At 56.1% G+C, this 26,503-nt stretch carries 22 protein-coding genes; 12 read left to right on the top strand and 10 right to left on the bottom strand.

Annotated elements, in window-relative coordinates; all coding sequences use genetic code 11:
• The first annotated feature begins 169 nt into the window (after positions 1-169).
• Positions 170-2,254 carry a TonB-dependent receptor gene (locus ATY27_RS03460; protein ID WP_208932769.1) on the top strand — a complete coding sequence of 695 codons (2,085 nt, stop codon included), beginning with the start codon at positions 170-172 and terminating at the stop codon, positions 2,252-2,254.
• A gap of 15 nt (positions 2,255-2,269) precedes the next feature.
• Positions 2,270-3,388, top strand: a complete 1,119-nt coding sequence (locus ATY27_RS03465; protein WP_208932770.1) for a PepSY-associated TM helix domain-containing protein — start codon at positions 2,270-2,272, stop codon at positions 3,386-3,388.
• A gap of 34 nt (positions 3,389-3,422) precedes the next feature.
• On the opposite strand, the gene ATY27_RS03470 is transcribed toward ATY27_RS03465, so the two are convergent.
• Positions 3,423-5,726, bottom strand: a complete 2,304-nt coding sequence (locus tag ATY27_RS03470; protein ID WP_208932771.1) for a DUF5916 domain-containing protein — start codon at positions 5,724-5,726, stop codon at positions 3,423-3,425.
• A 248-nt stretch (positions 5,727-5,974) separates the two neighbouring features.
• On the opposite strand from ATY27_RS03470, the gene ATY27_RS03475 reads away from it, so the two are divergent.
• From ATY27_RS03475 to ATY27_RS03495, 5 genes are all read left to right on the top strand, one after another.
• Entirely contained in the window at positions 5,975-8,089 is a 2,115-nt protein-coding gene (locus ATY27_RS03475; protein WP_208932772.1) for a winged helix-turn-helix domain-containing protein, read from the top strand.
• Between the two features lie 53 nt (positions 8,090-8,142).
• A complete protein-coding gene (locus tag ATY27_RS03480; protein ID WP_208932773.1) occupies positions 8,143-9,171 on the top strand; it encodes a helix-turn-helix domain-containing protein in 1,029 nt (342 codons plus the stop codon).
• Between the two features lie 103 nt (positions 9,172-9,274).
• Positions 9,275-10,069 carry a type 1 glutamine amidotransferase domain-containing protein gene (locus ATY27_RS03485; protein ID WP_208932774.1) on the top strand — a complete coding sequence of 265 codons (795 nt, stop codon included), beginning with the start codon at positions 9,275-9,277 and terminating at the stop codon, positions 10,067-10,069.
• A 33-nt stretch (positions 10,070-10,102) separates the two neighbouring features.
• Positions 10,103-10,570, top strand: coding sequence for a nuclear transport factor 2 family protein (locus ATY27_RS03490; RefSeq protein WP_208932775.1), 468 nt, complete (start codon positions 10,103-10,105; stop codon positions 10,568-10,570).
• 212 nt (positions 10,571-10,782) lie between these two features.
• Positions 10,783-11,643 carry a transporter substrate-binding domain-containing protein gene (locus tag ATY27_RS03495; RefSeq protein WP_208932776.1) on the top strand — a complete coding sequence of 287 codons (861 nt, stop codon included), beginning with the start codon at positions 10,783-10,785 and terminating at the stop codon, positions 11,641-11,643.
• Here ATY27_RS03495 and ATY27_RS03500 read toward each other — a convergent pair.
• The 3 genes from ATY27_RS03500 to ATY27_RS03510 form a co-directional block, all read right to left on the bottom strand.
• Positions 11,638-12,087: an FKBP-type peptidyl-prolyl cis-trans isomerase gene (locus ATY27_RS03500; protein WP_208932777.1), complete on the bottom strand. Its 450-nt coding sequence runs from the start codon at positions 12,085-12,087 to the stop codon at positions 11,638-11,640. The genes ATY27_RS03495 and ATY27_RS03500 overlap by 6 nt on opposite strands.
• Before the next feature lie 113 nt (positions 12,088-12,200).
• Complete coding sequence (locus ATY27_RS03505; RefSeq protein WP_208932778.1) at positions 12,201-13,715, bottom strand: serine hydrolase; 1,515 nt, start codon at positions 13,713-13,715, stop codon at positions 12,201-12,203.
• Positions 13,712-14,632, bottom strand: coding sequence for a helix-turn-helix domain-containing protein (locus ATY27_RS03510; RefSeq protein WP_208932779.1), 921 nt, complete (start codon positions 14,630-14,632; stop codon positions 13,712-13,714). The genes ATY27_RS03505 and ATY27_RS03510 overlap by 4 nt, the downstream gene beginning before the upstream one ends.
• Before the next feature lie 205 nt (positions 14,633-14,837).
• Between ATY27_RS03510 and ATY27_RS03515 the strand changes: the two genes are divergently transcribed.
• Both ATY27_RS03515 and ATY27_RS03520 read left to right on the top strand, forming a co-directional pair.
• Complete coding sequence (locus ATY27_RS03515) at positions 14,838-15,371, top strand: PH domain-containing protein (RefSeq protein ID WP_208932780.1); 534 nt, start codon at positions 14,838-14,840, stop codon at positions 15,369-15,371.
• Complete coding sequence (locus ATY27_RS03520) at positions 15,361-16,794, top strand: PH domain-containing protein (protein WP_208932781.1); 1,434 nt, start codon at positions 15,361-15,363, stop codon at positions 16,792-16,794. The genes ATY27_RS03515 and ATY27_RS03520 overlap by 11 nt, the downstream gene beginning before the upstream one ends.
• A 7-nt stretch (positions 16,795-16,801) precedes the next feature.
• Here the strand turns inward: ATY27_RS03520 and ATY27_RS03525 are convergent, their stop codons facing one another.
• Entirely contained in the window at positions 16,802-19,891 is a 3,090-nt protein-coding gene (locus ATY27_RS03525; protein ID WP_279614570.1) for a multidrug efflux RND transporter permease subunit, read from the bottom strand.
• A gap of 12 nt (positions 19,892-19,903) precedes the next feature.
• Positions 19,904-21,064, bottom strand: a complete 1,161-nt coding sequence (locus tag ATY27_RS03530; protein ID WP_208932782.1) for an efflux RND transporter periplasmic adaptor subunit — start codon at positions 21,062-21,064, stop codon at positions 19,904-19,906.
• Positions 21,065-21,172: 108 nt separating this feature from the next.
• Between ATY27_RS03530 and ATY27_RS03535 the strand changes: the two genes are divergently transcribed.
• Positions 21,173-21,925, top strand: a complete 753-nt coding sequence (locus tag ATY27_RS03535) for a response regulator (RefSeq protein WP_208932783.1) — start codon at positions 21,173-21,175, stop codon at positions 21,923-21,925.
• Positions 21,922-22,977, top strand: coding sequence for an ATP-binding protein (locus tag ATY27_RS03540; RefSeq protein WP_208932784.1), 1,056 nt, complete (start codon positions 21,922-21,924; stop codon positions 22,975-22,977). Before ATY27_RS03535 ends, ATY27_RS03540 begins: the two co-directional genes overlap by 4 nt.
• A gap of 79 nt (positions 22,978-23,056) precedes the next feature.
• Here ATY27_RS03540 and ATY27_RS03545 read toward each other — a convergent pair whose 3' ends face one another.
• Positions 23,057-23,815 carry an SDR family oxidoreductase gene (locus ATY27_RS03545; protein ID WP_208932785.1) on the bottom strand — a complete coding sequence of 253 codons (759 nt, stop codon included), beginning with the start codon at positions 23,813-23,815 and terminating at the stop codon, positions 23,057-23,059.
• Positions 23,816-23,943: 128 nt separating this feature from the next.
• Between ATY27_RS03545 and ATY27_RS03550 the strand changes: the two genes are divergently transcribed.
• Positions 23,944-24,831, top strand: coding sequence for a LysR family transcriptional regulator (locus tag ATY27_RS03550; RefSeq protein ID WP_208932786.1), 888 nt, complete (start codon positions 23,944-23,946; stop codon positions 24,829-24,831).
• 4 nt (positions 24,832-24,835) lie between these two features.
• Here ATY27_RS03550 and ATY27_RS03555 read toward each other — a convergent pair whose 3' ends face one another.
• The 3 genes from ATY27_RS03555 to ATY27_RS03565 all read right to left on the bottom strand — a co-directional run bounded on the left by ATY27_RS03555 (position 24,836) and on the right by ATY27_RS03565 (position 26,479).
• Positions 24,836-25,558 carry a permease prefix domain 2-containing transporter gene (locus ATY27_RS03555; RefSeq protein ID WP_208932787.1) on the bottom strand — a complete coding sequence of 241 codons (723 nt, stop codon included), beginning with the start codon at positions 25,556-25,558 and terminating at the stop codon, positions 24,836-24,838.
• Positions 25,555-25,914: a PadR family transcriptional regulator gene (locus ATY27_RS03560; RefSeq protein WP_208932788.1), complete on the bottom strand. Its 360-nt coding sequence runs from the start codon at positions 25,912-25,914 to the stop codon at positions 25,555-25,557. The genes ATY27_RS03555 and ATY27_RS03560 overlap by 4 nt, the downstream gene beginning before the upstream one ends.
• Before the next feature lie 70 nt (positions 25,915-25,984).
• Entirely contained in the window at positions 25,985-26,479 is a 495-nt protein-coding gene (locus tag ATY27_RS03565; RefSeq protein ID WP_208932789.1) for a hypothetical protein, read from the bottom strand.
• Positions 26,480-26,503: the final 24 nt, after the last annotated feature.

The following is a 26,503-nucleotide window of genomic DNA, read 5'->3' on the forward strand; positions in this document are numbered from 1 at the left end:
CTGGTCTGGCTTGGCGGTAAAACATTGGCAGCACAAGACCCGCCTTTGTATGCAGCGATAACAAAACGGCACACAACGCATCCGGCAGCTATTCCGCTATATCCATATTGACTAAAGCAGTTCTCATCTATATAAATGCGAACGATTTTTATTAACGCTGAGAATTGTGATGAAACTGGCAAAACTGTTACTGGCGCTGACAAGCGCAGGCTTGTGTGGGCAATGGGCTTCTGCTGAGACACCTGCGGAAATTGAGCGCATTCAGGTGTCTTCGATCCGGGCCGCTTATCCGGTCAGCACTGTGCCAGCTACTATCACAGTGATTGAGCAGGAGCAGTTAAAAGCGCAACTGGCGGTGACGCAGGACTTATCACAAATTCTCGGTAATTTAATCCCGGCCTTTTCACCGAGCCGGCAGAAACTGACCGCCAACGGCGAGACGCTGCGTGGCCGTGAGCCGCTGTATATGATTGACGGTGTACCGCAATCGACGCCACTGCGTAACGGCTCACGCGACGGCAATACCATTGATCCGGCGATGATTGAGCGCATTGAAATCATCCGCGGCGCCAACGCCATTCAGGGTATGGGCGCCAGCGGCGGTATTATTAATATCATCACCAAAACGCCGGGCGAACAAAGCCATCAGTTAAAACTGGCCGGTTCAGTGCCGACCACCGGTGGTGCTGATACTCAGAGTTATCGCGGCAGCTATTTGTTTTCTAAACAATTTGACGAGGTATCGCTGGTCAGCGGTATCGCATATAACAAAACCGGCCTGTATCTGGATGGCAACGGTACACCTATTGGTGTCGACACCACCCAGGGCGATACGATGGATTCGGCCAGTATCGACCTGTTTTTAAAGACCAAATGGCAATTCAGCGAGGTGCAAAGCATGCAGCTGATGGTCAATCACTTTGATCTTGAAGGCAACAACGACTACAAACCGGTCGACGGCAAACCGGCCGACGGCATTCCGACCACCTCTGTACCGGGCAAAACGCCGGGTTATGGCGCGCAGAATAAAGTGACGTCGGCGTCGCTGGATTATCAGCATCAGCAAGTGTGGGGCGGCAGCCTCAGCCTGCAGTTGTTTGCGCAGGATTTCAGTTCGATGTTTGGCGGCAGCAGTGCGGCCACTTTCCAGGACCCGAAATACGGCGCCAATCTGTTTGACCAGTCGCAGAACGTGTCGGAAAAAGTCGGCGCGCGTGCCACCTGGTTTGGTACTGACTTGCTCGGCACCGACTTTGATTTAAGTACCGGCCTCGACTGGTTGCAGGACCTGACCTATCAGGAACTGGTGATGACCGGCCGCAATTGGGTGCCGGAAACCGAATTTACCAACTATGCACCTTTTGCCCAGCTGCGTTACGACGGCCTGGCCGGCTGGATTTTCAGCGCCGGTGCCCGTTATGAATACGGTCAGCTGCAAGTGGATGATTTCACCACGCTTTATTCCAGTAAAAGTTCGTTTGTCAAAGGCGGCGAGCCGAGCTTTAACGAGTTGCTGCATAACTTTGGTGTGGTGCATCAGCTGACGCCGGAACTGCGGCTGTACGCCAGCTACAACGAAGGTTTTGGTATGCCGGACGTTGGCCGCGTGCTGCGCGCCATTAACAAACCGAACCAATCGGTGGCGCAGTTCCTGAACCTGCAGCCGGTGGTATCTGACAACGCCGAGTTGGGACTGGAATACAGCGCAGAAGACTACCGCCTGCAGCTGAGTTATTTCACTTCGGATTCGGACTTAGGTTCACGCCTGCAAGCCGACAAAGACGGCATCTACAGTGTGATGCGCGAGAAAACCGAAATTGCCGGTTTTGAAGCGGACGGCGAGTGGAACTACAGCAGTGCTGGCAGCCTGGGTTTTAGCTATGCCCGTAGCCATGGCCAATACGACAGCAACAATGACGGCCGCACCGACCGCGACTTGGGCGGCGTCAATATCGCGCCGGAGCGCGTCAACCTGTATTGGTTACAGGAATGGACCGACGGTATTTCCAGCCGCCTGCAGATCAGCCGTTATTTTGATTTAAGTTTTAACGACGGCACATCCTTTGATGGCTATCAGACGCTGGATGGCTCGGTACGGTTTGACACGGGCGCTAACGGCGTCTGGACGCTTGGCATCGAGAACCTGCTCGACAAGCAATACATTACTTATTACGCCCAGACCACACCGGCCAACAGCACTTATTTTGCCGGCCTCGGCCGCATGTTACAGCTGAGCTGGCAGTATGGTTTTTAAACCTGCGTTGTTTCCGTGGCGAAAAAGCAGCTGGTGCTGCCGGTGAATCTGCTGCGTAGCCGCTTCTGGCATCGGCTGCTCGGGCTGTGGCTCGGCATGGTGTTGCTGCTGGTCTGTCTGACCGGCAGCATTCTGCTGTTTAAAAATCCGTTGCTGCAGTGGCTCTATCCGCAGTTGCAAATCAGCCTGGTCGATGACCCGCAGTTGCAGGGGCGGGTGCTGGACCGTCTGGAGCAAAGCCAATATGGTTTTGTCCGGTTACCACACGCCGAGCGGCCCTGGCTGGAGTTGTCGCGGCTCGACGGTACACTGGAATATTGGTCTGTGCCGGCCACTGCTACCGAAACACCGCAACTGTTACTAAGCCGCGCGCCTTACAGTGATGTGCTGGACTGGTGTTATCAGCTGCATCTGTACCTGTTCGTCAAATCCTGGAAACATCAGCTGACCGGCATCGTCGGGCTTGGCGCTTTATTACTGCTTATCGCCGGGCTGAAAACCCAATGGCCGCGGCGCTGGCGCATGCTGAAACTCCCATTGCGGGCCCGTGCTTTACCTGATTGGCAACGCGACCGGCAATGGCATTATGTTAGCGGTGTGCTGAGCCTGCCGTTGTTACTGCTGGTGATCAGCACCGGCACCGCGATGGCCTACAACACGCAGACCCAGCAATTTTTCAGCTGGTTGCTGCAGGATCCGCCAGAGCCAACGGCAACAGCAGAACCGGTATTTGCGCCGGTCGCTTTGGCACAAGCCGACTGGCCGCTGTGGCTGACCAATGCGCGTCAGGCATTGCCAGACGCGCAGTTGCACCTCGCCAGTTTTCGTAAATCCCCGGCCGATGCCGTGCAAATCCGCGCTCAGCTGTCAGAGGAATGGCATCCGAACGGCCGCTCGGTGATCCGGCTGGCACCGGATGGCAGCTTGTTGTCGCTGCAGCGCGCGACAGATCTGGCACCTGGTCGCCAGCTCAGCCAGCTGATTTATCCGCTGCATGTGGCGGCGGTCGGCGGGCCTTTATATTTGTGGCTGTTGTTTGCTGCCGGCCTGTTGCCGCTACTACTGTGGTGGCTCGGCTGGCAATGGCGCAAAGGCCGGTTGCAAAAAGAAGCTGCACCGGCCGCGCTGCGCTGAGTCTGACGCGCCTTAGCTTTGCTTAAAACGCCGCTTAAAACGCATAGCGCACTTTTGCCGTCCACAGGTTTTGGCCCGGCGACTGCCATAAGTCGGCGATGGCCGGCAGCCAGGCTTGTTGTGGCTGGCCGGGCGTGAACAACTCACCACCGCGGTTGTACACCAGATAGATGTCCGAATAAGCGCCGAGTTTGTAACGCAGTTTAAACTGTGCGGTCAGGCGCCGATCTTCGAAACTGCTGTCGTTCGCCGCAGGGTCCGCTTGTAACTGACGCTGGCGGATCTGCCAGATCTGTTCGCTGCGCGCGTCCAGCACGGCCCATTGCAGATGCAGACCAAATTCCAGCTGATCGGTCAGCAGGCCGGCGATTTTGAAGTTGCTGCTGAACAAATCACTGTCGTAGCTGCTGATTTGATTCAGTTTATTAGCGATCAGCCAGCCGTCGCCTTCGCGGTAAAGATTGTTGAAGTTCAGCGTCCAGTTGGCGTGTGGCAACCAGGTCAGGTCCAGGCCAAACTGGCGCGCCAGGCCGTTTAAGCCCTGTTCATCGAGCTGCAGACTTGCGGCCCAGGTCAGTTCGCCGACATAAGGGCTGATATACAGCAGGCGCTGGCTCCAGCTGGCCGGCAGCAGAAAAGCGTCACTCTGATAACCGATATTGTCCTGCCAGCCGCCCGTCTGATACACCAGCTGCAGTTCGGTCTGGGCGCCGTTGTCGAGCAGCAGCGTCATTAAATAGTCCTGTTTCGCCGCGAGTTTTAAGCCGTCATCGTCGCTTTGATAACTGAGTCTGAGCTTGTGTTTCAGCCGGCTGATCCCCTTGATTTCGGGGCTGGTGGCGTAGCTGCCAAGCAGTGCCAGATCACGCCAGTTATTGCGCTGCATGTAGCCTAAGTCATTGTTATCAAAATTATCATCAAAGCGCAGCAGTTCCACGCCGAGGTCAAAGCGCGGCGTAAACTGGTATTTGCCGGCAGCCAGCAACGCGATGCCCTGGCTGTCAGGACGCTGCTGCGACAGCAGACCGGCGCGGGCTTGCGGCAAGTCACTGTGCTGCAATTCACTGTACTGAATATCACTGCGTGACAGCGCCGTTTGCCAGGACCAGGTGCTGCTTTGGTACTGGCTGTCCCAGGTCAGGGTGTCGGCTTCACGTTGCAGACCCGGACGTTCGGTGCGGGTGGCGAGCAGGCCACTTTGCCAGTGCTGGTTACGCCAGGTGGTGCGGGCGGCATAAAAGGCTTTACCGGCACCGGAATCCAGCGAGTCTTCCTGCACGGCAAAAGCGCCGACGTTAAAAGCTTCACCCTGATGCGTCAGACGCACTGCCGCATCAATCGGCGTGATGAAGCTGCTGCCGTCATCACTGCCGGCACCGATGCGCCGGGTGTGGATCATCAGGCTGTCCTGCAGCGATAAGGTGCTGAACAGGCTGAGATCCTGAGTGAAAAAAGGTCTTTTGTCGGTGTAGAGCGTTTCGACGCTGCTGTAATTCAGCACCAGTTCGTCACTGTCGACCTGACCAAAATCCGGGTTCACCGCCAGGCTGAGCTGCTGGTGCGGTGCCGGTTTATAAATCAGATCAAAACCGGCGTTGCTGCTGCTGCGACCGGCCAGCGCATCGTGTTGCAGGGTCAGATAGGGCAAAATTTGCCAGTGTGCTGTTGCCGGCACCGCCACCGTCAGCTTTGGCATGCCGAGGTAAAAATCGCTGTGTGACAGGCTTTGTGGCTGAGTCCCATATACATGATTTTTCGCTAAATCATAAAGTTGCACTGACACACCAATCTGCGAGCGGCCGTCGGCCTGCACACGATGGCGGAATGAGACGGAACTCCAGGGCAAAAAGAATTCGCTGGTCCAGTAGGTATCAGTTTCAAAGTGGCCGACCTGCCAGATGCCGTCCCAGTCTTCGTCTATAGTCAGTTGCGGTGTCATGGCGGAATCCTGAATGCCGCCGCCGAGTGTCATCGAAAACAAATAAGCGGCGCTGCCGTCGCCGGCGAAATCGACGATGATGTTGTTAAAGTCAGCCTGCATAAAAGCGTCCTGCAGGTTGTATTGTTTCTGCCGCGCGCCTTTGGCCTGAAAATTAGTGATACCGACATAAATACCGTCAGCATTGGCAAAAGTACGGACCTGCGCTTTGTCCTGATGCGCGCTGCGGCTTGCCGGCACCACCTGATAAAAGGTATTGAACTGCTCTGCCTGCTGCCAGGCCGCTTCGTCAAAGCGGCCATCTATGACCATGGCCTGGCCGGGGCCCACCAACTGGCCAGGCGCGCTGTCGGCGACACTGGCACCGGACAGGCTCAGCAGCGCCATAACAAACGACAACCGCAGTCCGCGCATGGCGGGGGCAGAACAAGGTGGATCACTGATTAAATGGTGCATAACGTCTCGGCATAAGAGAAAAACCTATGCGCATTGCAGCAGTTTGCCGGCCTTATTTTTCTGAATTTTTCCTGAAGAATGCTGTGTAAAGCCTTTGTTGCATTGACTTTTGGCCGGTGTCAGGTCAATTTCAGCGCATTGTTGGCCGGGGCATGCCCGGCTTGGATTTTCACAAAAAGAAGAGCAACTCTGTGTTGGCAGACCCTGCGACAGCTCCGTGCACAGCCCCCGCCGCACCAGATGGCCTGACCATCTGGCAGTTTGGCGATTATGAATTTCAGCCGGCGCAGGACCTGCTACGGCACCTGCCAAGCGGCACTGAGTCGAAGCTGGAACCTAAAGTCGCCGAATTATTGCGGCTGTTTCTGCTGCAACCTGGTGTGGTGCTGACTCAGGAGTTCTTGCAGCAAAGCCTGTGGCCACATCTGGTGGTAGAGCAAAACAGTCTGTACCAGCTGCTGACCAAACTCAGAAAGTTGCTGAACGATGCCAGCCGGCAGCCTCTCTATATCAAAACAGTCCCGAAAAAAGGTTATTGTCTGATTGCCGCCGTGGTCAGTGCAGAGCTGACTGCAGAAGCTGCAGTGCAGCACAGGACGGCAGCGCCAGGCAACAACTTATTTGCCCCGGCCGCGGGCCGGTCTGTCCTGTTGCCGCGCTGGCAGATTTATGCGGCTGTAGCGTTGGTGCTGGCGGGCATTGCCGGTTTTCGCGCGGTGGCATCTTTTGGCGATGACAAACCAGCGGCGCCACCGGTATATGAAGTAAGTGATGTCAGTTATGCGCTCGGCGCCGAGTTTGATGTTGATGCTCACCCGATTGATGATTTACTGGCGTATATCAAAGATGTGTACAGCCTCGAAATCACCGACAAACATGGTGTGGTCAGTTACCAGCAGCGGTTTGCTGAACGTATCGTCAAACCGGCCTGGCACGATACGCAAAAACTGTTGGCGTTCTGGCATTTTCGCGAGGACAGCTGCGAGTTACAAATTCTGTCGGCGACCGGTGCGGTCAGCCATATCGCCACACCGATTGCCTGTCAGCAGGTACAAAAGCCGGTGTGGCAAAGTGCCGAGGAACTGGTGCTGGTGGTCCGGCAGCAGCATAAACAGCGGCGCCAATGGCGGCCCTATTTGTACCGCACCGCTAATCGCGAATGGGTGCCGATCCCGCTGTCGTTGCAGCCGGGCCAGCAACTGGTCACGGCCGTGAAAGGCTGGCAGGGCGAAGTATTTTATCTGCTGAAAGATGATCAGCATCAGAGCCTGCTGATCGACATCAGCGGTCAGGTCAAACTACGCTGGCCATACCCGGTCTGGCTGATTGCTTTTGATCCCAGTCAGGGTGTGATGGTGACCAACGACAACGCCAAACATACATCGTTACAGGCGCTGGCGCCGGATGGCCGCCGTTACCCGGTGTTTACCACGGCGCAGGGGCTGTTTACCAGTCTGGGTATTGATCGCAGTGGTGTTGTGTATACCGGCCTCGAAGCCTGGCAGGTGGATATCCGGGACCAGGATAATCTGCCGATCTTCTCCACCTCCAGCATTGATTATCTGCCGGTCAGTAACCGCCTCGGCGAGACCGCTTTTATGTCGCGGCGCAGCGGCGTCTGCGAGGTCTATCTGCATAGTCAGGGCCGCATCACGCAGCTGTCGCAATATCAGGGTTATGACTTCGTGAATTTCCTCGAGTGGCGGCCGGACTTGTCGATGCTGGCATCCAACCGGGATCAGGATATTGTGTTGTATGACCGGAAAAATACCTTGCTGCAATTTCCCAGTCTGGCACAAACGGCTCTGCTGAACCTGGGTTGGGTCGACAACGAGCGCTTGTTTTCCTTTGATGGCACCACCTTACGGCTATATAACCTGCAGGGCCGTGTGCTGCAGCAACAGGCGCTGCACGCTCAGAATGTATACTTTGACGTGCAGCAGCATCGCTGGCTGGTGCATCAAAAGCAAGGCTGGTACCAGCTCGCGGCCAGTGATCTGACTGCCGCAACACGACTGCAGTTGTTGCAACAATTGCAGCCACAACAATCCCATCAGATGCAGAATATCCGGATCCGCAACAACCGGTTGTACTGGCAGTCGGACTGGTCGAAACACGATTATATCTGGAGCATGGCGCTTGACGGCCAACATCAGGCAGCACAGTCGCCGGTGCAACTGCTGAAAAGCGGCAATCTGATCTGGCATTTTGATGTGACACCTTATGGCGAGCTGACCATTGCGCAAATGGATGCAGTGGAGGGCGATATCAAACAGTTAAAACCTGTTGCAGCTTTGACGGAATAACCGGATGATTTGGCAACAGTTTTATCATGACTGCTGCAGGGCAAGGATTGGCAATGTTAAGCGAACACCTGTTGTTTTTTTTCTCAGCGCTCGGCGCTTTTAATGGCCTGGCGTTAGCGCTGTATCTGTGGTTTGCCGGCAACACCTCGCTGGCGCAACGTGCTCTGGCGGTGCTGATCCTGATGGTCAGTGTGCGCACCGGCAAATCGGTGGCGTTTTATTTTCTGCCCGACACGCCGGCCGCCGTGATGCAGGCCGGTTTAACCGCCTGTTTGTTGATTGGACCCGCCTTGTATTTCTTTACCCGTGCCAGCCTGTCCAGTACCACCACGCTGGGCCGCACTGAACTGGCGCATGGCTGCGTGCTGGTGATCGTGGCGCTGACACTGAATCTGTTGTGGCCTTATGCCGGCCACGCCGCGATCTGGCATGGCCCGATCGTCAAGACCGGAACCTGGCTCTGGCTTGCTTACCTTCTGGTCAGCGCCGTATTGCTGCTGCAGCAGCGCCATCGTTTACCCGCCGGCACTGCCCGGCGTTTGTTGCTGGCGGTGCATGCCGGGCTCTGGCTGATCTGGCTGGCTTATTTCACTTCAGGGTTTACCTCTTATATTGTCGGGGCTTTGTCATTTTCTTTTGTGCTGTATCTGTGTGGCGCTGTCGCCTGGGCCTGGCGGCAAGGGCAGGCGCCGGTTGAACCTTATCAGGACAGGCGTATCCCGGCGGAGCAAGCGGCCACTGAGTTACAGGCGCTGGCCGATCTGATGACGCGGGAACGGCTTTATCTTGATCCGGGCCTGACGCTCTCCAGAGTGGCGCGGCGTTTGGGTCTGCCGCAGGCGCGGCTGTCACAACTGCTGAATGACAACAACGGCACCTCGTTTAAACAATATGTCGCACAGTTGCGGGTCAGTGAAACGCAGCGCCTGCTGTTGGAGCAACCGGGCCAGACATTGGAAGCGATCGCCGAAGCGGCCGGTTTTCAGTCGCTGTCGACGTTCTACGCCGCTTTTAAAAAAGCCAATGGCTGCACCCCGGCGTTGTTCCGCGAGCAGCATCTGGCCCGAAATCCGCAGATTTAGCTGCGAAAACAGCTTTCAGTAGTACGGAAACCGCTGCCAAGAGCTTGATTTAATACATTTTCGCTTAGGGTGATAGCTCCTTTAACCGATGGAGCTTTACCCGATGATTTGGAGAAAATGTTATCTACTGTTGATGAGCCTGCTGTGTTGCGGCCTGCTGAATACGGTGCAGGCGGCCCCGGCAAATGCCACACCGGGCGCCAGCGGCCGGGTGTTATTTGTACTGTCCAGTCAGAAATTCCATGGCAATTCAACCTTACCCGCCAGCATCAGCTTTGGCGAAGTGGTGCATGCCTGGGATACCTTCCACGGTGCCGGTTTTGCCGTCGACTTTGTGTCGCCGGCAGGTGGCGCTGTGCCAATCGATCCCAAAGTGCTGGGGCCGCGTCTGACGGAACGTCTGCAGGACCAGCGCATCATGGCGGGCCTGAGCAAAACCCACACCCCGGATCAGATTGATGCCAGCCGTTACCGTGCTGTGTATTACGTCGGTGGCAGCAACGCCATGTATCAGGTGGTCGACGACGTGCGTCTGCAGCGCATTTCCCGGCACATTTATGAGCAAAACGGCGGCGTGATTTCGGCGGTCTGCCATGGCACGGCCGGCATCGTGAAGCTCAAACTCAGCAATGGCCAGTATCTGCTTGCCGGCAAAAAGGTCACTGGTTATCCGGAAGACTATGAAGACAAAACTGCCGCCTATTTCCAGCACTTACCATTTCCGATGCGCCAGACCATCGAAGCCCATGGCGGATTGTTTAAAGCGCCGGATCCGGAAAAACCTTATATCGAAATCGATGGCCGTTTAGTTACGGGCCAGAACTATCCGTCTGCTCCCCTGGTCGCCAGTGCCGTGGTGCAGATCCTTACCCAGCAAAGCAACACCGTGAAAAACTAATCTTTGATTTTATTTAAAAAGGAAAATTGGACTATGAACACATTCTGCAAAAACATCGGCAAAACACTCGTTGTGACCTGTCTGAGTCTGGGCCTCAGTGGAGTTGCCATGGCCAGCACGCCGCTGCAGCAACATGCCGAATATGCCGCCATCGACAGCACCATGCAAACCATGATGCAGGCGTTTGAACAAGGCGATGCAGCCAAAGCGCACCGCGTGATCCTGCCGGATACCGTAGTGGTTGGCTATTCAACGAAACAGCAAAAAGTGGTGAATGTCTCCGGCGCTGAGTGGTCAAAAGGCTTCCAGGTGTCCCCTGACGAAGATCAGCGTCACCGCAAGTACCAAATCCTCGATATCACCGACACCGGTGCTGTGGTGAAAGTGATGCTGGATTACCCGCAATGGCTGGGGGTGGACTATCTGGCCATGACCAAAATCAATGGTCAGTGGCGGGTGGTCAGTAAGTCATGGAGTGGCATCCGCAAAGACGCGAAATAACCCGGCAAAGGGTCGTATGGGTCCGGCACCGCAGATTGGTGCCGGACCTTTTGCATTGGAAAACATCCATTTGATCTGAAGGGAAATGAATCGACATTCACCGGACGCAGATTGCACCATGCTATAGTTCTGCCTCAACAACCCGTTGTTGTTGCAGTCAGCACTGACAGAGCTAAAGCGCCAATGCTGCACTCTATATGAGGACGTTTCGGATGGATGTACGCGGCAAGATTGCTGGCTGGCGTGGGCTCGGAATGATGTTGGGTCTTGCTCTCTGTCCTCCGGCTATTGGCGCAGAGCCGCCTGGCTGTGAACTGCGTTTTGCGCTGGATACCTCATTTCCACCGCATATAGTGCTGACCCCGCAACAACCTGAAGGCTTAAATGTGCAGATGATCCGGCTGCTGGCGGCGCAGGTTGGCTGTTCCGTCCGTTTTGTCAATTCGCCGTGGGCGCGCGCGTTAAAACTGCTGCAACAGGGTGAGATTGATGTGGTCAGTCAGCTGACTTATAACCAGAGCCGCGCCAAAGACATCGCGTTTATTGGTCCGCATCATCAGGAGCGGATGTGGCTGATCGCAGATCCGGCCAAAGTGCCGCCGCTGCGCCAGTTGGCCGATCTGCCGCAGTGGCCGGCCAGTATGCTGATTGCTGTGCTCAATGGCGGCTATTTTGGTCCGCAGTTGCAACAGCTGCGCGACGATCCGGTGCTGCAACGGCGTTTTTATCCGGTGGTGTCGAATCAGGACAAACTGGCATTACTGGAGTCGGGACGGGTACAGGCGGTACTGGAAGAAGAACTCGCCTGGTTCTGGCGGGTGAAAGGGCAGGCAACCGCCTATCGGCCGCTGTTATTGGTCCATGCTGACCCGGTCTATTTTGGCTTCAGCCGGGTTTCGGTCAGTGCCGAACTACTGGCAAGACTGGATGCCGCTTGGTTGCAGTTGTACCGCAGTGGTCAACTGCAACAGATCCGCGACCATTACCTGGCGCCAGCCGGTGCGGAACCGGGTGCCGCTGCCGGCAGCGCTGCTGTCAGCAGCAGGATGCCGGCACCGGACCCGCATTTATAAAAAAATCAGCACAGAACCCGGTGGGATCTTGCCAGCGCTGCGGCTGCCGTAGCCCAAATCAGCCGGGATAAAGAAGCGGAATTTGTCGCCGGTTTTCATCAGCTGTACGCCTTCAGTCCAGCCTTTAATCACGCGGTTTAGCGGAAAGCTGATTGATTCGCCGCGTTCGACCGACGAGTCAAACACAGTGCCGTCGGTCAGGGTGCCGTGGTAATGCACGTTGACGCTGTCGCTGGCGGTTGGGTGTTTGCTGCCGCTGCCTTGTTGCAGAATTTCATATTGCAGGCCCGACGCTGTGGTTTTAACACCGTCGCGTTTGGCATTGTTGGCAAGAAACACTTCGCCTTGTTCTATATTGTGCGTGGCAATTTTCTGGTTATTGATGTTGTTATAAAAGTAATACAGCACCGCCGCAGCGATGATCACAATCAGGGCTATTTTCATTTCAAGTCCTGTCTGTTTTACAGACGATTGATAATAAGTTCAACAAGTTGGCGCTATAATAGGGGCAAAATTGGCGCCGGTCAAAGCGCCATTTCATCGCAGCTGATTATTCTTTAGCGTTGTTTGATAAAAGTCATGCCGCTGAACGCCAGCTGGCGGACCACACCATTTTCCACGCCAAAGGTTAACACCTCACCAGAATTGGGCACCAGTTCCAGCCGCAGCGTATCCGGCTTGTCAAAGCCGGTGGCCACGGCATCGAGCGCGCCCCAATGAAATACCAGTTGTTGTGCATCCAGGCTGACCGTCATTTCGCCCAGTTGCGGGTGCAGATAGCGGCCGGTGTACGCTTGATACGGCAGACTGAGCAGCGTTTTTCGCCCTGCAATTTTTTGCTGCTGCGCCTGCTTCATCGCCGGTAACTGCGCCAGTTTTTGCCCGAGTTTGGCAAAACCGGCCTGCACTCTGGCTTTGGTACCGCTGTCGCCAAGCAGCAGGCCATAAAAATAGTCGGCAATCAGATTATTCAGGTCGCGGCTTAACATGTCTTCGTTATGCAAAATCACCAGGCCCATCTGCTGCGCCGGCAGCAATGACAGATGCGCGCTGTAACCGGGAAACCCGCCGAAATGATGTAGCATGGGCTGGCCCTTGTAAGGCCCGCTGTACCAGCCCCAGGCATAGCCACTGCGTTGAAAATCGCCGTAGCTGCTGTTGGTACTGACCTGTGTTTGCTGGGATTGACTAATCACTTCGGCCGGCAACGAGCTTTTGATCGCCGGCATTTGCGCTGCGACAAATTTGGCTAAATCGCCGGCCGAGGCGAACATGCCGCCGGCGGCATGCATGGTTGCATCGGTTTTTTGTAAATAAAGTGGCAGATAGAGCGGCTCAGCGCTTTTCATCAGCGAATACGGCAACGCCAATGGCCACTGTTTCGCTTCGCTCTGGCGCGCGCTGCTGTGCGCCATGCCCAGCGGTTTAAAAATCAGCTGCTGTAATTGGTCCTGCCAGACGGTGCTGCTCTGCGCATCCAGCCACAGGCTGGCGATGTTGTAGCCGACATTGCTATAGCGGAATTCGCCGGTTTTGGCTTCCGGGTCCGGCACCGACATGCTGGTAAGCGCCTTCAGCGTTTCTGGCGTATGAACGCCGCTGTAGGCGGTGGCCCAGACCAGCGGCTGATTGTCGAGGCCCGATTGATGGGTCAGCAGCTGGCGCAGCGTAATACGGCTGGCGTCGATGTTGGGAAACTTCTGCTGCGGCCACATCTGTTGCAGGCTTTGCTCCAGATTGACCTTGCTTTGTTGCGCCAGCAGTAAAAACGCCAGAGCGGTGAAGGGCTTGGTTGCGGAGGCAATATAAAACGCCGTCTCGCTGTTGACCGGTAGCTGACGCTGAATATCGGCATAACCGCTTTGATGCTGATAAATCACCTTGCCTTGATGCACCAGCGCGATGGCGCTGCCAAACGGCAATCCCGCCTGTGTTTTCACGGCGGCGATGGCCTTGTCCAGTTCGGCAAAGTCTTGTGGTGTCAGGGACTGCGCTGTAGCGGGCACCAACAGGCTGGCACAAAGCAGGCTCAGGGCAGAAAGCGGTTTTAGTTGAGTCAGCAACGGTTTCATCTGGGTTCTCCCTGATCTGGCTGGTTGTCTTGCTGAGTATTTTGCTCGGCTTCGGCGCTATTGTCGTGCGGCTGCCGCGCCGCGTTATAACGTTGATTAAATTGGTGAAATACCTGATTTTCAGTACTAAAAGGGTGCAAATGTGCGGTGTCAGCGAGGATTTGTTGCGAGCGCGCCAAATCATTTTGCGCCAGGCTTTGTTTCAGTTCGGTCAGGATTAATTCGTAGGTCAGGCCACAGAACAGGCTCATGTTTAAAAGCGCACTGCGGCTTTTAAAAGCCTGGATCACCCGGCTGAGATCGGCACTCAGCAGGCCAATAACAAAATGATTGCCGTCAGCGACCAGCTTTAAACTGACATCGGCGGTTTTACCGTACACCTCGCGGCCGTTGGCGCGCAGCGTCAGCTGTACACCCGGCAGGTCAGCCGGTTCGTAGATTTTCACCCGCACTTCGACACCACGCGCTGCGGCGGTGATAAGTTCTTCTGCCAGCAATGGCACGGCTGCCGGCTGCAAGTCGGCCAACAACAGGCCTTGTGCTTCGCGACATAATTGCCGGCTGTCATACAGCAGCTGGTCCGGATTTTTCAACTGATACACAGCTTCCTGCGCATCAGGCGCCGGCAGGTTCTCCAGTTCAGTTGCCAGTTCACTGAGCGTCTGGCTGAACTTGCGTTGTTCGTGGTCCAGCAACTGGCGCCAGGGCACGGCCGCATAGCGTTTTTGCTCCTGTTGCAGCTGCAACACCGCGCCTTTTTGATGCAAAGACTCCAGCGCTTTGTAGACATTCGCCACTACTTTGCCAACCTGCTTGGCCACGGCATAACCCGTCATCTCGCCGTGACGCAGTAAAGCCAGATAAATATCGGTTTCAAGACTGGTAAAACCCAGCTGTTGTAAGCGGACTGTGCTCATGGTTAGCTCTGTGCTTTGTTAGTAGTATTTCAAGCTACTACTAATGATGTGCTGGTGCAACTGGGCGATCTGTAAGCAGATTTATCTGAAGCGCTGTACAGCAACTATTTGCAACAAAGCTGTTAACAATCATCAACGGCACCCTTGCCGACGCCGGGAATTTTACGCAAGATGGCTTATCTGCCTTTAAACTATTCCGATTGCCATGCCCAACCAATTACTCGATACCGCTTTTTTACAGGACGAATGCCTGAGTGCACCTTTGCCACAAGACTGGCAGCATTTGCCGGAACAGGCGCTTGGTAAAAGACGCTGGCTGTGGCTGGGGCTGACGCTGCTGCCGCTTGCGGTGTTGGCGCTGCTGATTGTGCTGAGTGACGGCGAGCTGGCGCTCTATGCCATGTTGGGTTTGGTGTTATTGGCTGGTTTTCTACTGCAGCTATGGCTGCCGTTCCAGCTGACCCGCACCAGGTTTTTGCTGCGCCGGCAGGACTTTTTGCTCGAATCCGGTGTCTGGTGGCGTCAGGCGGTATTAATTCCGCTGACCAGGGTGCAGCATGTCACGGTCAGCCAGGGCCCGCTGCAAAAGCAGTTTGGCCTTGCCACACTCAAAGTCTTTACCGCCGGTGGATTGCATGCAGAAGCCGCACTCGCCGACATTGAATATGACGCGGCGCAGGCGCTGTGCCAGCAGCTTAGCCGGTTGATCCCGCAGGAGGACCATGCAGATGTTGCCTGAAACCGTGCGGGAACCCAGCCCCTGGCAACGTGTATCCGGCTGGGCGCTGCTGCCGTTATTGGGCAAATCGGCCTGGGAGTTTTTCGGTTTGATCCTCGGCGGCGCCGTGTTGTCGTCGCGCGACAAATATGCCGCTTATATGCCTTATGTACTGGCGGTATTGGCGTTGCTGGTGTTGGGCCGGGCTTTTATCGGCTGGCGCTTTAGCCGGTTTCGCGTGACTGCGCAGGGCATTGAACTGGAAAAAGGCTTGCTACACAAAGAAAAGCTGTTGCTGCCGAAGGCGCGGGTGCAGGAGCTGCAGGTGAAGCAGCCATTTTATTTTCGGCCTTTGCGGCTTTTTGCCGCCAGTCTCGACAGCGCCGGCAGCAAAAAACAGGAATTTGCCCTGACTGGTTTGACTGAAGCGCAGCTGACCTTGCTGCAGGGCCAAAACGTCACGGCAACGCCGGCCGGCGGTTCGACGCCCTTTTACCGGATCTGGCTCGCCACTTTATACAATGCCTATTTATGGCTGCCGCTGGCGGCTGTGTTTGGGATGAGTCAGCAGTTTAAGGATGCGCTGACTGTGCAGTGGTTGCTCGACACCAGCAAAACCCTGCTGCAACAATATGATATTCAGCACAATCTGCTGCTGCAGGTGTTCAGCGGCCTGATGTTACTGGCCCTGGTCGCGCTGCTGTTGGCCTTGATGACATTAATTTGGCTATATCCGCAGCACTTGCAGCGCGACGCCCGCAAACTGCAGCTGACGCAGGGCTCGGTGCTGAAAAAATCGCTGCGTATTTCCGCCAAACGAGTCCAGCTGGTGCTGGTCAATCAGCCGTGGCTGGCACGGCTATTTGGCCACTATTCGCTGATTTTCCGTGGTTTTTCTAACGACAAACAACAAGGCAAGTTTGTGCTGCTGGGGCAAACCGCCCCGGAGCTTAATACGCAGCTGCAGGCGCAGCAGTTGCTGCGATTACCCGAGCTGCAAGGCGCGGATTTGCAGAAGTTTGTGCCGGCGTATTTTCGCCGGCAGGCCTGCTGGTCCGGGTTTGGGGTGCTGCTGGTCATGGCACTGATTTGGCAATCCAATATCCCGCCGCTGTGGCTCAAAGCAGTGGTTTCGCTGGGATTGAGCAGCTGGTGGTTGCTGGAAACCTGGCTGAATTATCGCTGGCATGGTTACCGGCTGCACGGCGATGTGCTCTATCTGTGGCAAGGCGGCCTGAGCCGGCGCTGGTATATGTTGCCGCTGAAACAAGTGCAGCAGGTGCGCTTACAACAAACACCGTTTTTCCAGCAACAGCAGATGGTGAATGTGCAGCTTCACACCGCCAACGGCAAACTGACGCTGGCGGCAGTGCCCAATGCAGCAGCACAACAACTGTATACCCAGATACTGGCGTTGCAGTACCCAGGCTCCAACCCCAGCTGACAGCAGCTTAACGCCAGAATTTGCCGCGCTCTGCCAAGCTCAGCACAAACACAAAAAATGACGGCACAAACAATAGGGCCAGAACTGTACCGCTAATCATGCCACCAAACACCCCGGTGCCAATTGCCTGTTGGGTTTCGGCACTGGCGCCGGAAGCCAGCATCAGGGGCAGTACACCCAGCGTGAAAGCCAGTGATGTCATCAGAATGGGCCGCAGCCGCAACCGGGCAGCGGTCACGGCAGCTTCCGCCAGTGACAAGCCCTGGCTGTGCAGTTGCCGGGCAAATTCGACGATTAGAATGGCATTTTTGGCGGATAAACCGATGATCGTGATGAGGCCCACTTTAAAAAACACATCGTTTGGCATGTCGCGACAGAGGACTGCCGCCACGGCGCCTAATAAGCCCAATGGCACCACCAGCATCACTGACAACGGGATAGCCCAGCTTTCGTATAAAGCGGCCAACACCAGAAACACTACCAGCGCTGATAACAGCAGCAACATCGGCGCCTGTGCTGCGGATTGTTGTTCCTGCAGCGATTGGCCAACCCAGGCGGCGGTAAAACCGGGGGGTAACTGGCTGACTAGTTGCTCCATGGCATGCATCGCATCGCCGCTCGACACCCCGGGTGCCGCGCTGCCGCTGATCCGCAGCGCCGGGTAACCCTGAAAACGCATCAGTTGCTGTGGCGCTTCAGTCCAGACCGGCGTGACGACTTCGCGCAGCGGCACCATGGCGCCGGCAGCGTTGCGCACGCGCAGCTTTAACACATCGTCCAGCTGCATCCGCGCCGTTGCGTCCGCCTGTAAAATCACCTGCTGCATACGGCCGTTATTTGGAAAATCATTGACATAGACCGAGCCGATGGCAGCGGAGACTGTGTTGCTGACCGCAGTAAAACTCAGTCCCATCGCTTCGGCTTTCGCTCTGTTGATGTCCAGCCGGATACTGCTGCCGCCGGGTAAACCGTCCGGGTACAGGTCTTGCACCTGATCGTTTTGCTGCGCCAGTGCCAGAAGTTGTTGCAACGCGGCCTGCAAAGCGGCATCGCCTTGTTGCCGGCGATCCTGCAGATACAGCGTGAAACCGGCAGAGGTGCCAAGCTCGTCGATGGACGGCGGCAGCAGGCTCATCACAGTCCCTTCCGGCACAGTGCTCATTGCCTGCTGCGCCAGCGCAGCTTCAGCGGCCGCTGTCGCGCCCTGACGCTGGTCCCAGTCTTTCAGCATCGTGAACGCCATCGCCGCGTTGGGGCCAGAACCTGCGAAGCTGAAGCCTTGCACCACCATATTCGTTTCCAGCGCCGGCCGCGAGGCGACATGGGTTTCAAAGGCTTTGACGACCTCCAGCGTGCGCTGGGCTGTGGCGCCGGTTGGCAGCTGGATGGATGTCATAAAATACCCCTGATCTTCTTCCGGTAAGAACGCCGACGGCACCTGTTGTAAGCCAAAGGTCAGCACCAGACACAGCAGGGCAAAAATCGCCATCATCCGGCCACTGCGTGCGGTGACGACCTTGATACGGAGGCCGTAACCGGCAGTGAGCCGGGCAAAAGCGCGGTTAAAACGCTGAAACAGTGGATTCGGCGTGGTGCCGGCACGTAACAGCGAGGCACAGAGTGCCGGCGTCAGGGTCAGTGCCAGCAATGCCGACAATAAAATGGACGCCGCCATCGACAGCGTAAACTGCTGGAAAATAACGCCGACTGAGCCACTGGCAAAAGCCATCGGGATCAAGACAGCAGTCAGCACAGCCGTGATCCCAATCACGGCACCGCTGATTTCCTGCATCGCTTTGCGGGTAGCCTCGGGGGCAGACAAACCTTCGGTTTCCATCAGCCGTTCGACGTTTTCGACCACCACAATCGCATCGTCAACAATAATGCCGATGGCCAGCACCATGCCAAACATTGTCAGGGTGTTGACGGAAAAACCGGCCAGCAGCATCAGGGTCAAGGTACCGAGTAGTGCAATAGGCGCCACAATCGCCGGGATCAACGTACAGCGGATGTTCTGTAAAAACAGATACATCACCAGAAACACCAGCACCATGGCTTCCAGCAGTGTCTGGAGCACCTTTTCTATCGAGATTTTGACAAAAGGCGCGGTATTAAACGGCAGCGAATATGCCATGCCCTGCGGCATTGATGGCGCCAGCTCAGCCATCCGCTGCTCAATGGCACTGGCGGTGGCGACAGCATTTGCGCCCGGTGCCAGCTGGATCGCCGCGCTGGTTGCGACAGCGCCGTTTTCGCGGTTGGCATAGCCGTACGACTGCGCTCCTAATTCGACCCGGGCCACATCTGCCAGCACCACTTTGGCGCCACTTGTGCCGGAGCGCAGTACCACGGCAGCAAATTGTTCCGGCGTACTGAGCTGGCCATCCACTGTCAAAGGCACGGTCAGACGCTGTCCGGCAATAGCAGGTTCATCACCGAGCCGGCCCGGCGCGATCTGCACATTCTGCTGCTCGATAGCCTGCACCAGATCGGCCATGGTTAATTGCAGGGCCGACAGCTTGACCGGGTCGACCCAGATCCGCATCGCCTGTTCAGCGCCAAACAGCTGGACCCGGCCGACACCTCGGATCCGGCGCAGCTCCGGCACTATATTGCGCGCCAGATAGTCGTTTAACGCCACTTCATCGAAGCGACCATCCGGTGCAGTTAAGCCGATCATCATTAAAAAGCCGGACGCCGCTGATTCCACCTGTAAGCCATTTTGCCGGACGATTTGTGGCAGGCGCGGTTCTGCCGCCTTGAGCTGGTTTTGCACATCGACCTGCGCCAGCGCGGCATCGGTGCCGGGTAAAAAGGTGGCAGTGATTTGGGCGCTGCCGGAGCTGTCGGCCGAAGACTCGAAATACAGCAGATCTTTAACGCCTGACAGCTCCCGCTCCAGCAGGTTGATCACGGCATCATTGAGGGTCTGCGGGGTTGCTCCCGGGTAAGTGGCCATGATGCTGACCGATGGTGGCGCCACGGACGGATAACGCGCCACTGGCAAATGCGGGATCGCCAGCACGCCGGACAGTAAAATAAACAGCGCAATGACCCAGGCAAATACCGGGCGGCGGATAAAAAACTCTGACATCATGGGCTCCGGGAATTAGTGCGGCTGACTGACGGTGATTGCGCTGGCGCCGACTGGGCTGGCAGTCAGCGGATCGGTAGCGGGCTGCCAGGGCTGGGTCTCGACAGTGATCCCATCCGAAAGCCGTTCCAGACCGGCCACGACGATCTGCTGTCCGGCACTGAGGCCAGCAACCAGCCGGTAATGCTGGCCGGTCTGTTCGCCGAGGGTTACGGCGACCTGACGCACCTGCTGCCCGGCGTTGAGCAGCCAGACAAAGGTCTGATCGCCATGACGCACTACCGCCTGTTGCGGGATGGTCAGCGCCTGGTCATAGCGTGCCCGCTGGATCCTGGCCTGCACATACATGCCCGGTAATAACCGGTGTTGTGGATTGTCGACCAGTACACGCAGCTGCACGTCACCGGTGCCGGGTTCCACGCTGGTCCCTGAAAATAACACTTTGCCACGTAAACCTGTGGCCTGGCCCTGGCTGTCCAGAATGTCGGCAGCAATATCGCTGCCAGGTTCGGCGGTGATCGCCTGCAACTGGCTGGCGGACTGACGCACGTCGACGTAGACCTGATCTATTTGCTGTACCCGGGTTAATGGCTGGGCGTCTGTAGACGACACCAAAGCCCCTTCCGACACCAGCGTTTGATCGATACGCCCGGCGATCGGTGCTTCGACTGTAGCGAAACTCAGGTCGAGCTGGCGGCGCTGTAAGGTGGCTTTGGCCTGGGCTACATCTGCCAACGCACGGGCATGTTGGGTGTTGGCTTCGTCATAGGCCTGCCGGCTGACCGCACCGGTATGCTGCAACTGCTGCAGCCGGCGCAGCTGCAGCTCACTGCCGGCTAAACCAGCTTCTGCGCTTTGTACAGCTGCCGCGGCTACCGCCACTTCTGCAGCAAAAGGGCTGGCATTGAGTTGGAATAACGCCTGGCCGGCTTTTACTTCGGCGCCTTGCTCAAACAGGCGCTTGGCGACAATGCCGGAGACCTGTGGCCGGATCTCTGCTACCCGCAAGGCGGCAACCCGGCCGGGCAACACATCGGACAATTCAAGCGGCGCCGGTTCAAGTTGCAAAATGGCTGTCAGCGGCGGCGTCGGTGCTGCAATTTCTTCTGGCTGGTTACAGGCAGATAATCCCAACATCAACAGCAGGCTGCCGGCGACCTGAAACACACTCTTCATACTGACCACTGTCCTTCTTGATTGGATTGCACCACAGGGTGGCCAGTTTAATGATGGTATTTCGCGGTTGCGCTGCGCTACTATGGAGATTCGATGGAGATACCAAAAATGTCCAATCCTGCCCAATTCCCTGCCCGGGCGCAGACGCCGGCCTTTGACCCGACGCAAGTGCTGGTGCTGATCGCTGAAGATGAAACTGAAATTGCTGAGATCCTCGCGGCTTATCTGGCACGCAGTGGCATGCGGACCGTGCATGCAGCGGACGGCGAGCAGGCATTACAGCTGCATAAAACCCTGAAACCGGATCTGGTGTTGCTTGATGTGCAGATGCCACGGTTAGACGGCTGGCAGGTGCTGGCGGAGATCCGCCACCAAGCGGCCACCCCGGTGATCATGCTGACGGCGATGGACCAGGATATCGACAAACTGATGGGGCTGCGCATTGGCGCTGATGATTATGTGGTGAAGCCCTTTAACCCGGCCGAAGTGGTCGCGCGGTCACAGGCGGTGTTGCGCCGAGTGCTGGCTTCGGGTGCGCAGGAACAGAGCCGGGTGCTGCGCGTCGCGGGGCTGGAAATAGATTTGGATCAGCACGAAGTGATAGTGCGTAGCGACGCTTCCGCGAAGAAACTGCTGCTGACGCTGACCGAGTTTAAATTGTTAGTGACGCTGGCGCGCGCGCCGAAAAAAGTATTCAGCCGGATGGAATTACTGACCAGCTGTTTACCGGAAGGCGATACGCTGGAGCGCACGGTCGACAGTCATATCAGCAAGTTACGCAAAAAGCTGGAGGATGCCGAACTATCGGGCGTGCCTGCTGTTGTCCGCGGGGTCGGTTATAAACTGCTGGTGAGTGCATGAAGCTGTCAGGGCTGAGCCGGCAAATCGGCTTGTCGATGATGCTGATTGCGCTGGGGGTGGCGTTGCTGACCAGCTTCAGCTCTTATCTGTTTTATTACCTGTGGCAAAAATACTGGCCGCACCAATTTCCCGAAGAATTAGGTTTTTTGCCGGCCGGCCCGGAATGGATCTGGATTTTGGGCACTTTGTTGGCGGGCGTCGTGGCGGCGGTGCTGGTTGCGATCAAGTTGTCCAAGCGTATTCTGACGCCGTTACATGCGGTCGCGGACGGCATCCGGCGTGTCGCTCAGGGCGATTTGGCGGCGCGGGCAGACTCAGGACCGGCAGCTCCGGCAGAAGCGGCACAACTGGTCGCCGACTTTAATCAGCTGGCAGGCAAACTGCAGCAGATGAGTCAGGAACAACAGTTCTGGAATGCGGCGATTGCCCATGAATTACGCACGCCTGTCACTATATTGCGTGGTCGGTTGCAAGGCTTGGCTGACGGTGTGTTTGTGGCGGATGACAGCCAGTTCCAGAGTCTGTTGCATCAGGTCGAAAACCTGACTCGGTTGATTGAAGATCTGCGGGTGGTCAGTCTGGCGGAAAGCGGCCATCTGAAGTTGCAGCAAAATCTCCACGATTTAAATCAGGATATCCGTACTGTGGTCAGCTTGTTGCAACCAGCTTTGCAGGCGGCAGGTATGCAGACCGAATTGGCGTTAGTGCAGCAGCTGGTTTCCTGTGATGCGGTACGGATCCGTCAGGCGCTGCTGGCGCTGCTCGACAACTGCATCAAACATGCAGCTCCGGGCATGATCCGCATCAGCACTGAGGTTCAACAAGGCTGGTTTACACTGGCGGTTGAAGATCAGGGGCCGGGTCTTGCTGCTGATTTTATGCCGCATGTTTTCACGGCATTTCGCCGCGCGGCAGATGCGGGGCCAGGTGGCAGTGGTTTGGGTTTAGCTGTGGTGGCGGCGATAACTTCCGCGCATGGCGGTAGCGCCAGTTGCTGTGCCAGTGCAGCAGGTGGAGTGCGTTTTGAATTGCGCTGGCCTTTGTCACTTTAAGCCGCGTTCAACAAAAAAAGCTGCGCCATTACAGCATGGCGCAGCTTTGCAGAAATAGACTCAACACTTTGGCAGTGACTTAAAACTCCTGCACCGTTGGGCGCAGCACAATTTCGTTGATATCGACATTGTCCGGCTGCTCGATGGCGTAAGCCACAGCGCGGGCGACGGCGTCGGCCGGAATTTGATTTTGCTGGTAAAACGCATTCACAAATTCAGCGCTGGCGCCATGGCTGCTGCCATGTTTCAGTTCAGATTCGACCGCGCCCGGTAAAATCGTCGTGGTGCGAATATGGCCACCGACTTCGTGGCGTAAACCTTCACTGATCGCCCGTACCGCAAACTTGGTGCCGCTGTACACAGTGCCGCCCGGGCTGAATACCTTAGTGCCGGCTACTGACGAGACGTTAATAAAATGGCCGCTTTGCTGGGCTTCAAACACCGGCAGCGCAGCAGCGATACCGTATAACACGCCTTTGATATTAATATCGATCATCCGGTCCCATTCGTCGGTACGGCGTTCGCTCATTGGTGCAATCGCCATAAATCCGGCATTGTTGATAATCACATCCAGCCGGCCAAAGCTGTTTTGTGCCAGTTGCACGGCCGCCTGTAAATCTTCCGCTTTAGTGACATCGACCACCTGATAGACGGCGTCGCCACCGGCGGCCTGAATGTCACTGACCAGCTGCGCCAGCCGGTCGGCGCGGCGCGCCACCAGTACCAGCTTAGCGCCACGACTGGCCAAAAGCCGGGCGGTACTTTCGCCCAAGCCGCTGCTGGCACCGGTGATTAATACGACTTTCTGACTGATACCTTGATGTTGTTGTGTGTTCATCTGTTTCTGCTCCGTAAGCTGGGTTGCTGTTTGACTGCAGAAGCAGTTTAATTGGCCTGAACTTGCGGTAGAATGGAATAATCAAGCTTTCAGAATTCCATAAATAGGAATAATCAGCAGGTATCATCATGGCGCTGAATAAACTCGAATTGCTGCGTATTTTTTGCAGTGCGGCAGAACTGGGCAATTTTAAAGCCTGTGCCGTCAAGCTGGCGTTGTCGCCACAGGCAGTGACGCGGGCGGTGCAACAGCTGGAGCAATTGACCGGCGAAGTGCTGTTTCACCGCAATACCCGCCAGGTGCGGTTAACCCAATTTGGCGACCAGCTGTATCAGGATGGCCGGCTACAGCTGGCGCAGCTGGACGAGTTATTCAGCCCGCGGCTGGCAACGCAGGATGCACAAGGGCTGGTGCGCCTCGCGGCGCCGGCGGCGTTCCGGCCAGTATTAAGCCCGTTGTTGCTGGAATTTGCCGCGTTGCATCCGCAAATTCGGCTCGATGTGCGTTTGTCGGACCAACACAGCGATGTGGTCGATGAGCAAATTGATTTGGGTATCCGCGCCGGTTTATTGCGCGACCAGAGTTTTGTCGCAGTGCAGGTATCCGAAGTGGCACTGTATCTGGTGGCGAGCCCGCTGTATCTGGCGGCTTATGGTGCGCCTTTGGATCTCAGCGCGCTGAACAATCATCAACAAGTCAGTTTACTGGACGAGGGCACAGGCCGGCCCTGGGCCTGGTTTTTCCGCGATGGTGAAATTTATCAGCCGCGCCAGGTGCGGTTGCTGGTCAATGATGCGCAGCAGGAGCTGGCCGCGGTGGCGGCGGGTCTTGGTTTAGGGCAAATTGCGGATTTCCTGGCAAAACCTTTGCTGGCACGGGGCGAGCTGGTACGACTGCTGCCGGAGCTGGAACCCACGCCCTGGCCTTTGTCGCTTTACCGGCCACAGCGCGGCCCAGTGCCGGCGCGCGTGCGGCTGTTATTTGATTTTTTGCGTGAGGGGCTGCGTCGCAGTTAAATCCTTAGCCCTGCATGCCGCTCTGTTGAGCGCTGCTTTGCGCGACAAAACTGACTTTTTCCGCAGCGATGTAGCAAAGTGTTTTGAGTGCTGCGCCATACAATAGCGTCAGTAAACTCACTGCTGTTGCCGGGCCAAAAGCAGTACTGAAATTGTCTGCATTCATCCCGTCAGCAATAGCAATGATACCAATCAATGTGCTGAACCAACCTAAAAGCAGTCCACTATTGCCCATTACCTGGAAAAAATGCCGGATTTGTTGGTAGTCATGCGGATCGGCGCCGGTACGAGGATTAAACAAAAATGCGATGGCGCGCTGTAACGTCTGGCGAGATGTCGCGCCAACCGCAAACAGCAGTGCCGGCGGGAAGATCAGCACCAGCGAGATGAAGTCATAAAATGCTAATGGGTCTTCTGGCGCCGATGCCAGCATCGCCCAGATCGATAACCCGATAAAAAACAACATGCTGAAAATGAACATCAGCCAATCTCCTTTAGTTTGATGCAGAAAATGCCAGCAAGTAGTGAAAGCCTGCCGCCGGTACCACCAGCAAGCGCGCTGCCGGTTGTGCTGTTGTCGCTGAATAAATTCTTCCTGTAGATCACCGAGTACCGGCTCCTGCAGTGCTTCCGGTAATACCCATTCCAGTAACAGCTGACTGATGATTGGGGGCTGCATCGCGGGTGGTAACGGACCTGGCGGCAATGGTGGTGGGGCATATTTCATCGGGTAAATCCTCCCCGAACAAATTGAGGTGCCTGCTGCTGCAGCGCCAAACCTTGCCATAATTGTTCCAAAGCCGCTTTACTGCGGAACAAGGCCTGGCGTCCTTCGCCGGTGACACTGTAGTATTTTTTGGCACGGCCTCCGCGTTCAGCCGTGGCTTCACCAAGCCGGCCACTGAGTAAGCCTTTTTGTTCCAGGCGTTCTAAGGTGGTGTAGAGGGCGCCGATGCTTAAATCACGCTGTGCCTTGTCGGCGAGAAAGTTGCGGATTTGACTGCCGTAAGCGTCTTCTTTCAGCTGCATGACGCAGAGCAGCAGCATCTGTTCAAGCTCGCCGATAAATTTATCCTGTGTCATCGCTGGCCCGCTTTGATATATTTTCTACAATGTAGATTAAATATATCAGGCAGGCAAGACGAACGTGGCTTTACTCGCGGATGATCTCAATGTGCGGAGCATGCTGAAGGATAAACTGTTCGACCTGCGGCAGTTCATCTAATGGGAATAACCACAATTGGCCGCCGTTCCACGCCAGTTGTAAAAACGCTGGCCCCTTTTTGCTCTGTTTTCCAAGCACCAGCTTTTGTACAGCGGCAGAAAAGCTGAAACCTGCGATACAGATTTGGCCGTCTTTGACGCTTAAATCGGCCAGCAGGCTACGTGCGGTGAGCTGCGGTAACACCCGGGCACGGAGGTAATTTCCCGCTGCGACCAGCAGGGTTAACAGGTAAAAAACCATCATCAGCGGTTGCTGACGTTCCCATTGGCTGAATAGGAACGCAGTTGCTAAGAGCCCAACGAGCAGAATAAACAGCCATTTACCTGGATAACTCAGCGAGTGCCAACCAGCCACTACTGCGCTTAATCCTGGTTCTTTGGTTGCTCCACGAAAGTCATTTTCTCGATAATTCAATAGGTTCAACGGCAAAATCCTTTTATGTCAACA

This window comes from Rheinheimera sp. F8, from assembly GCF_001518915.1.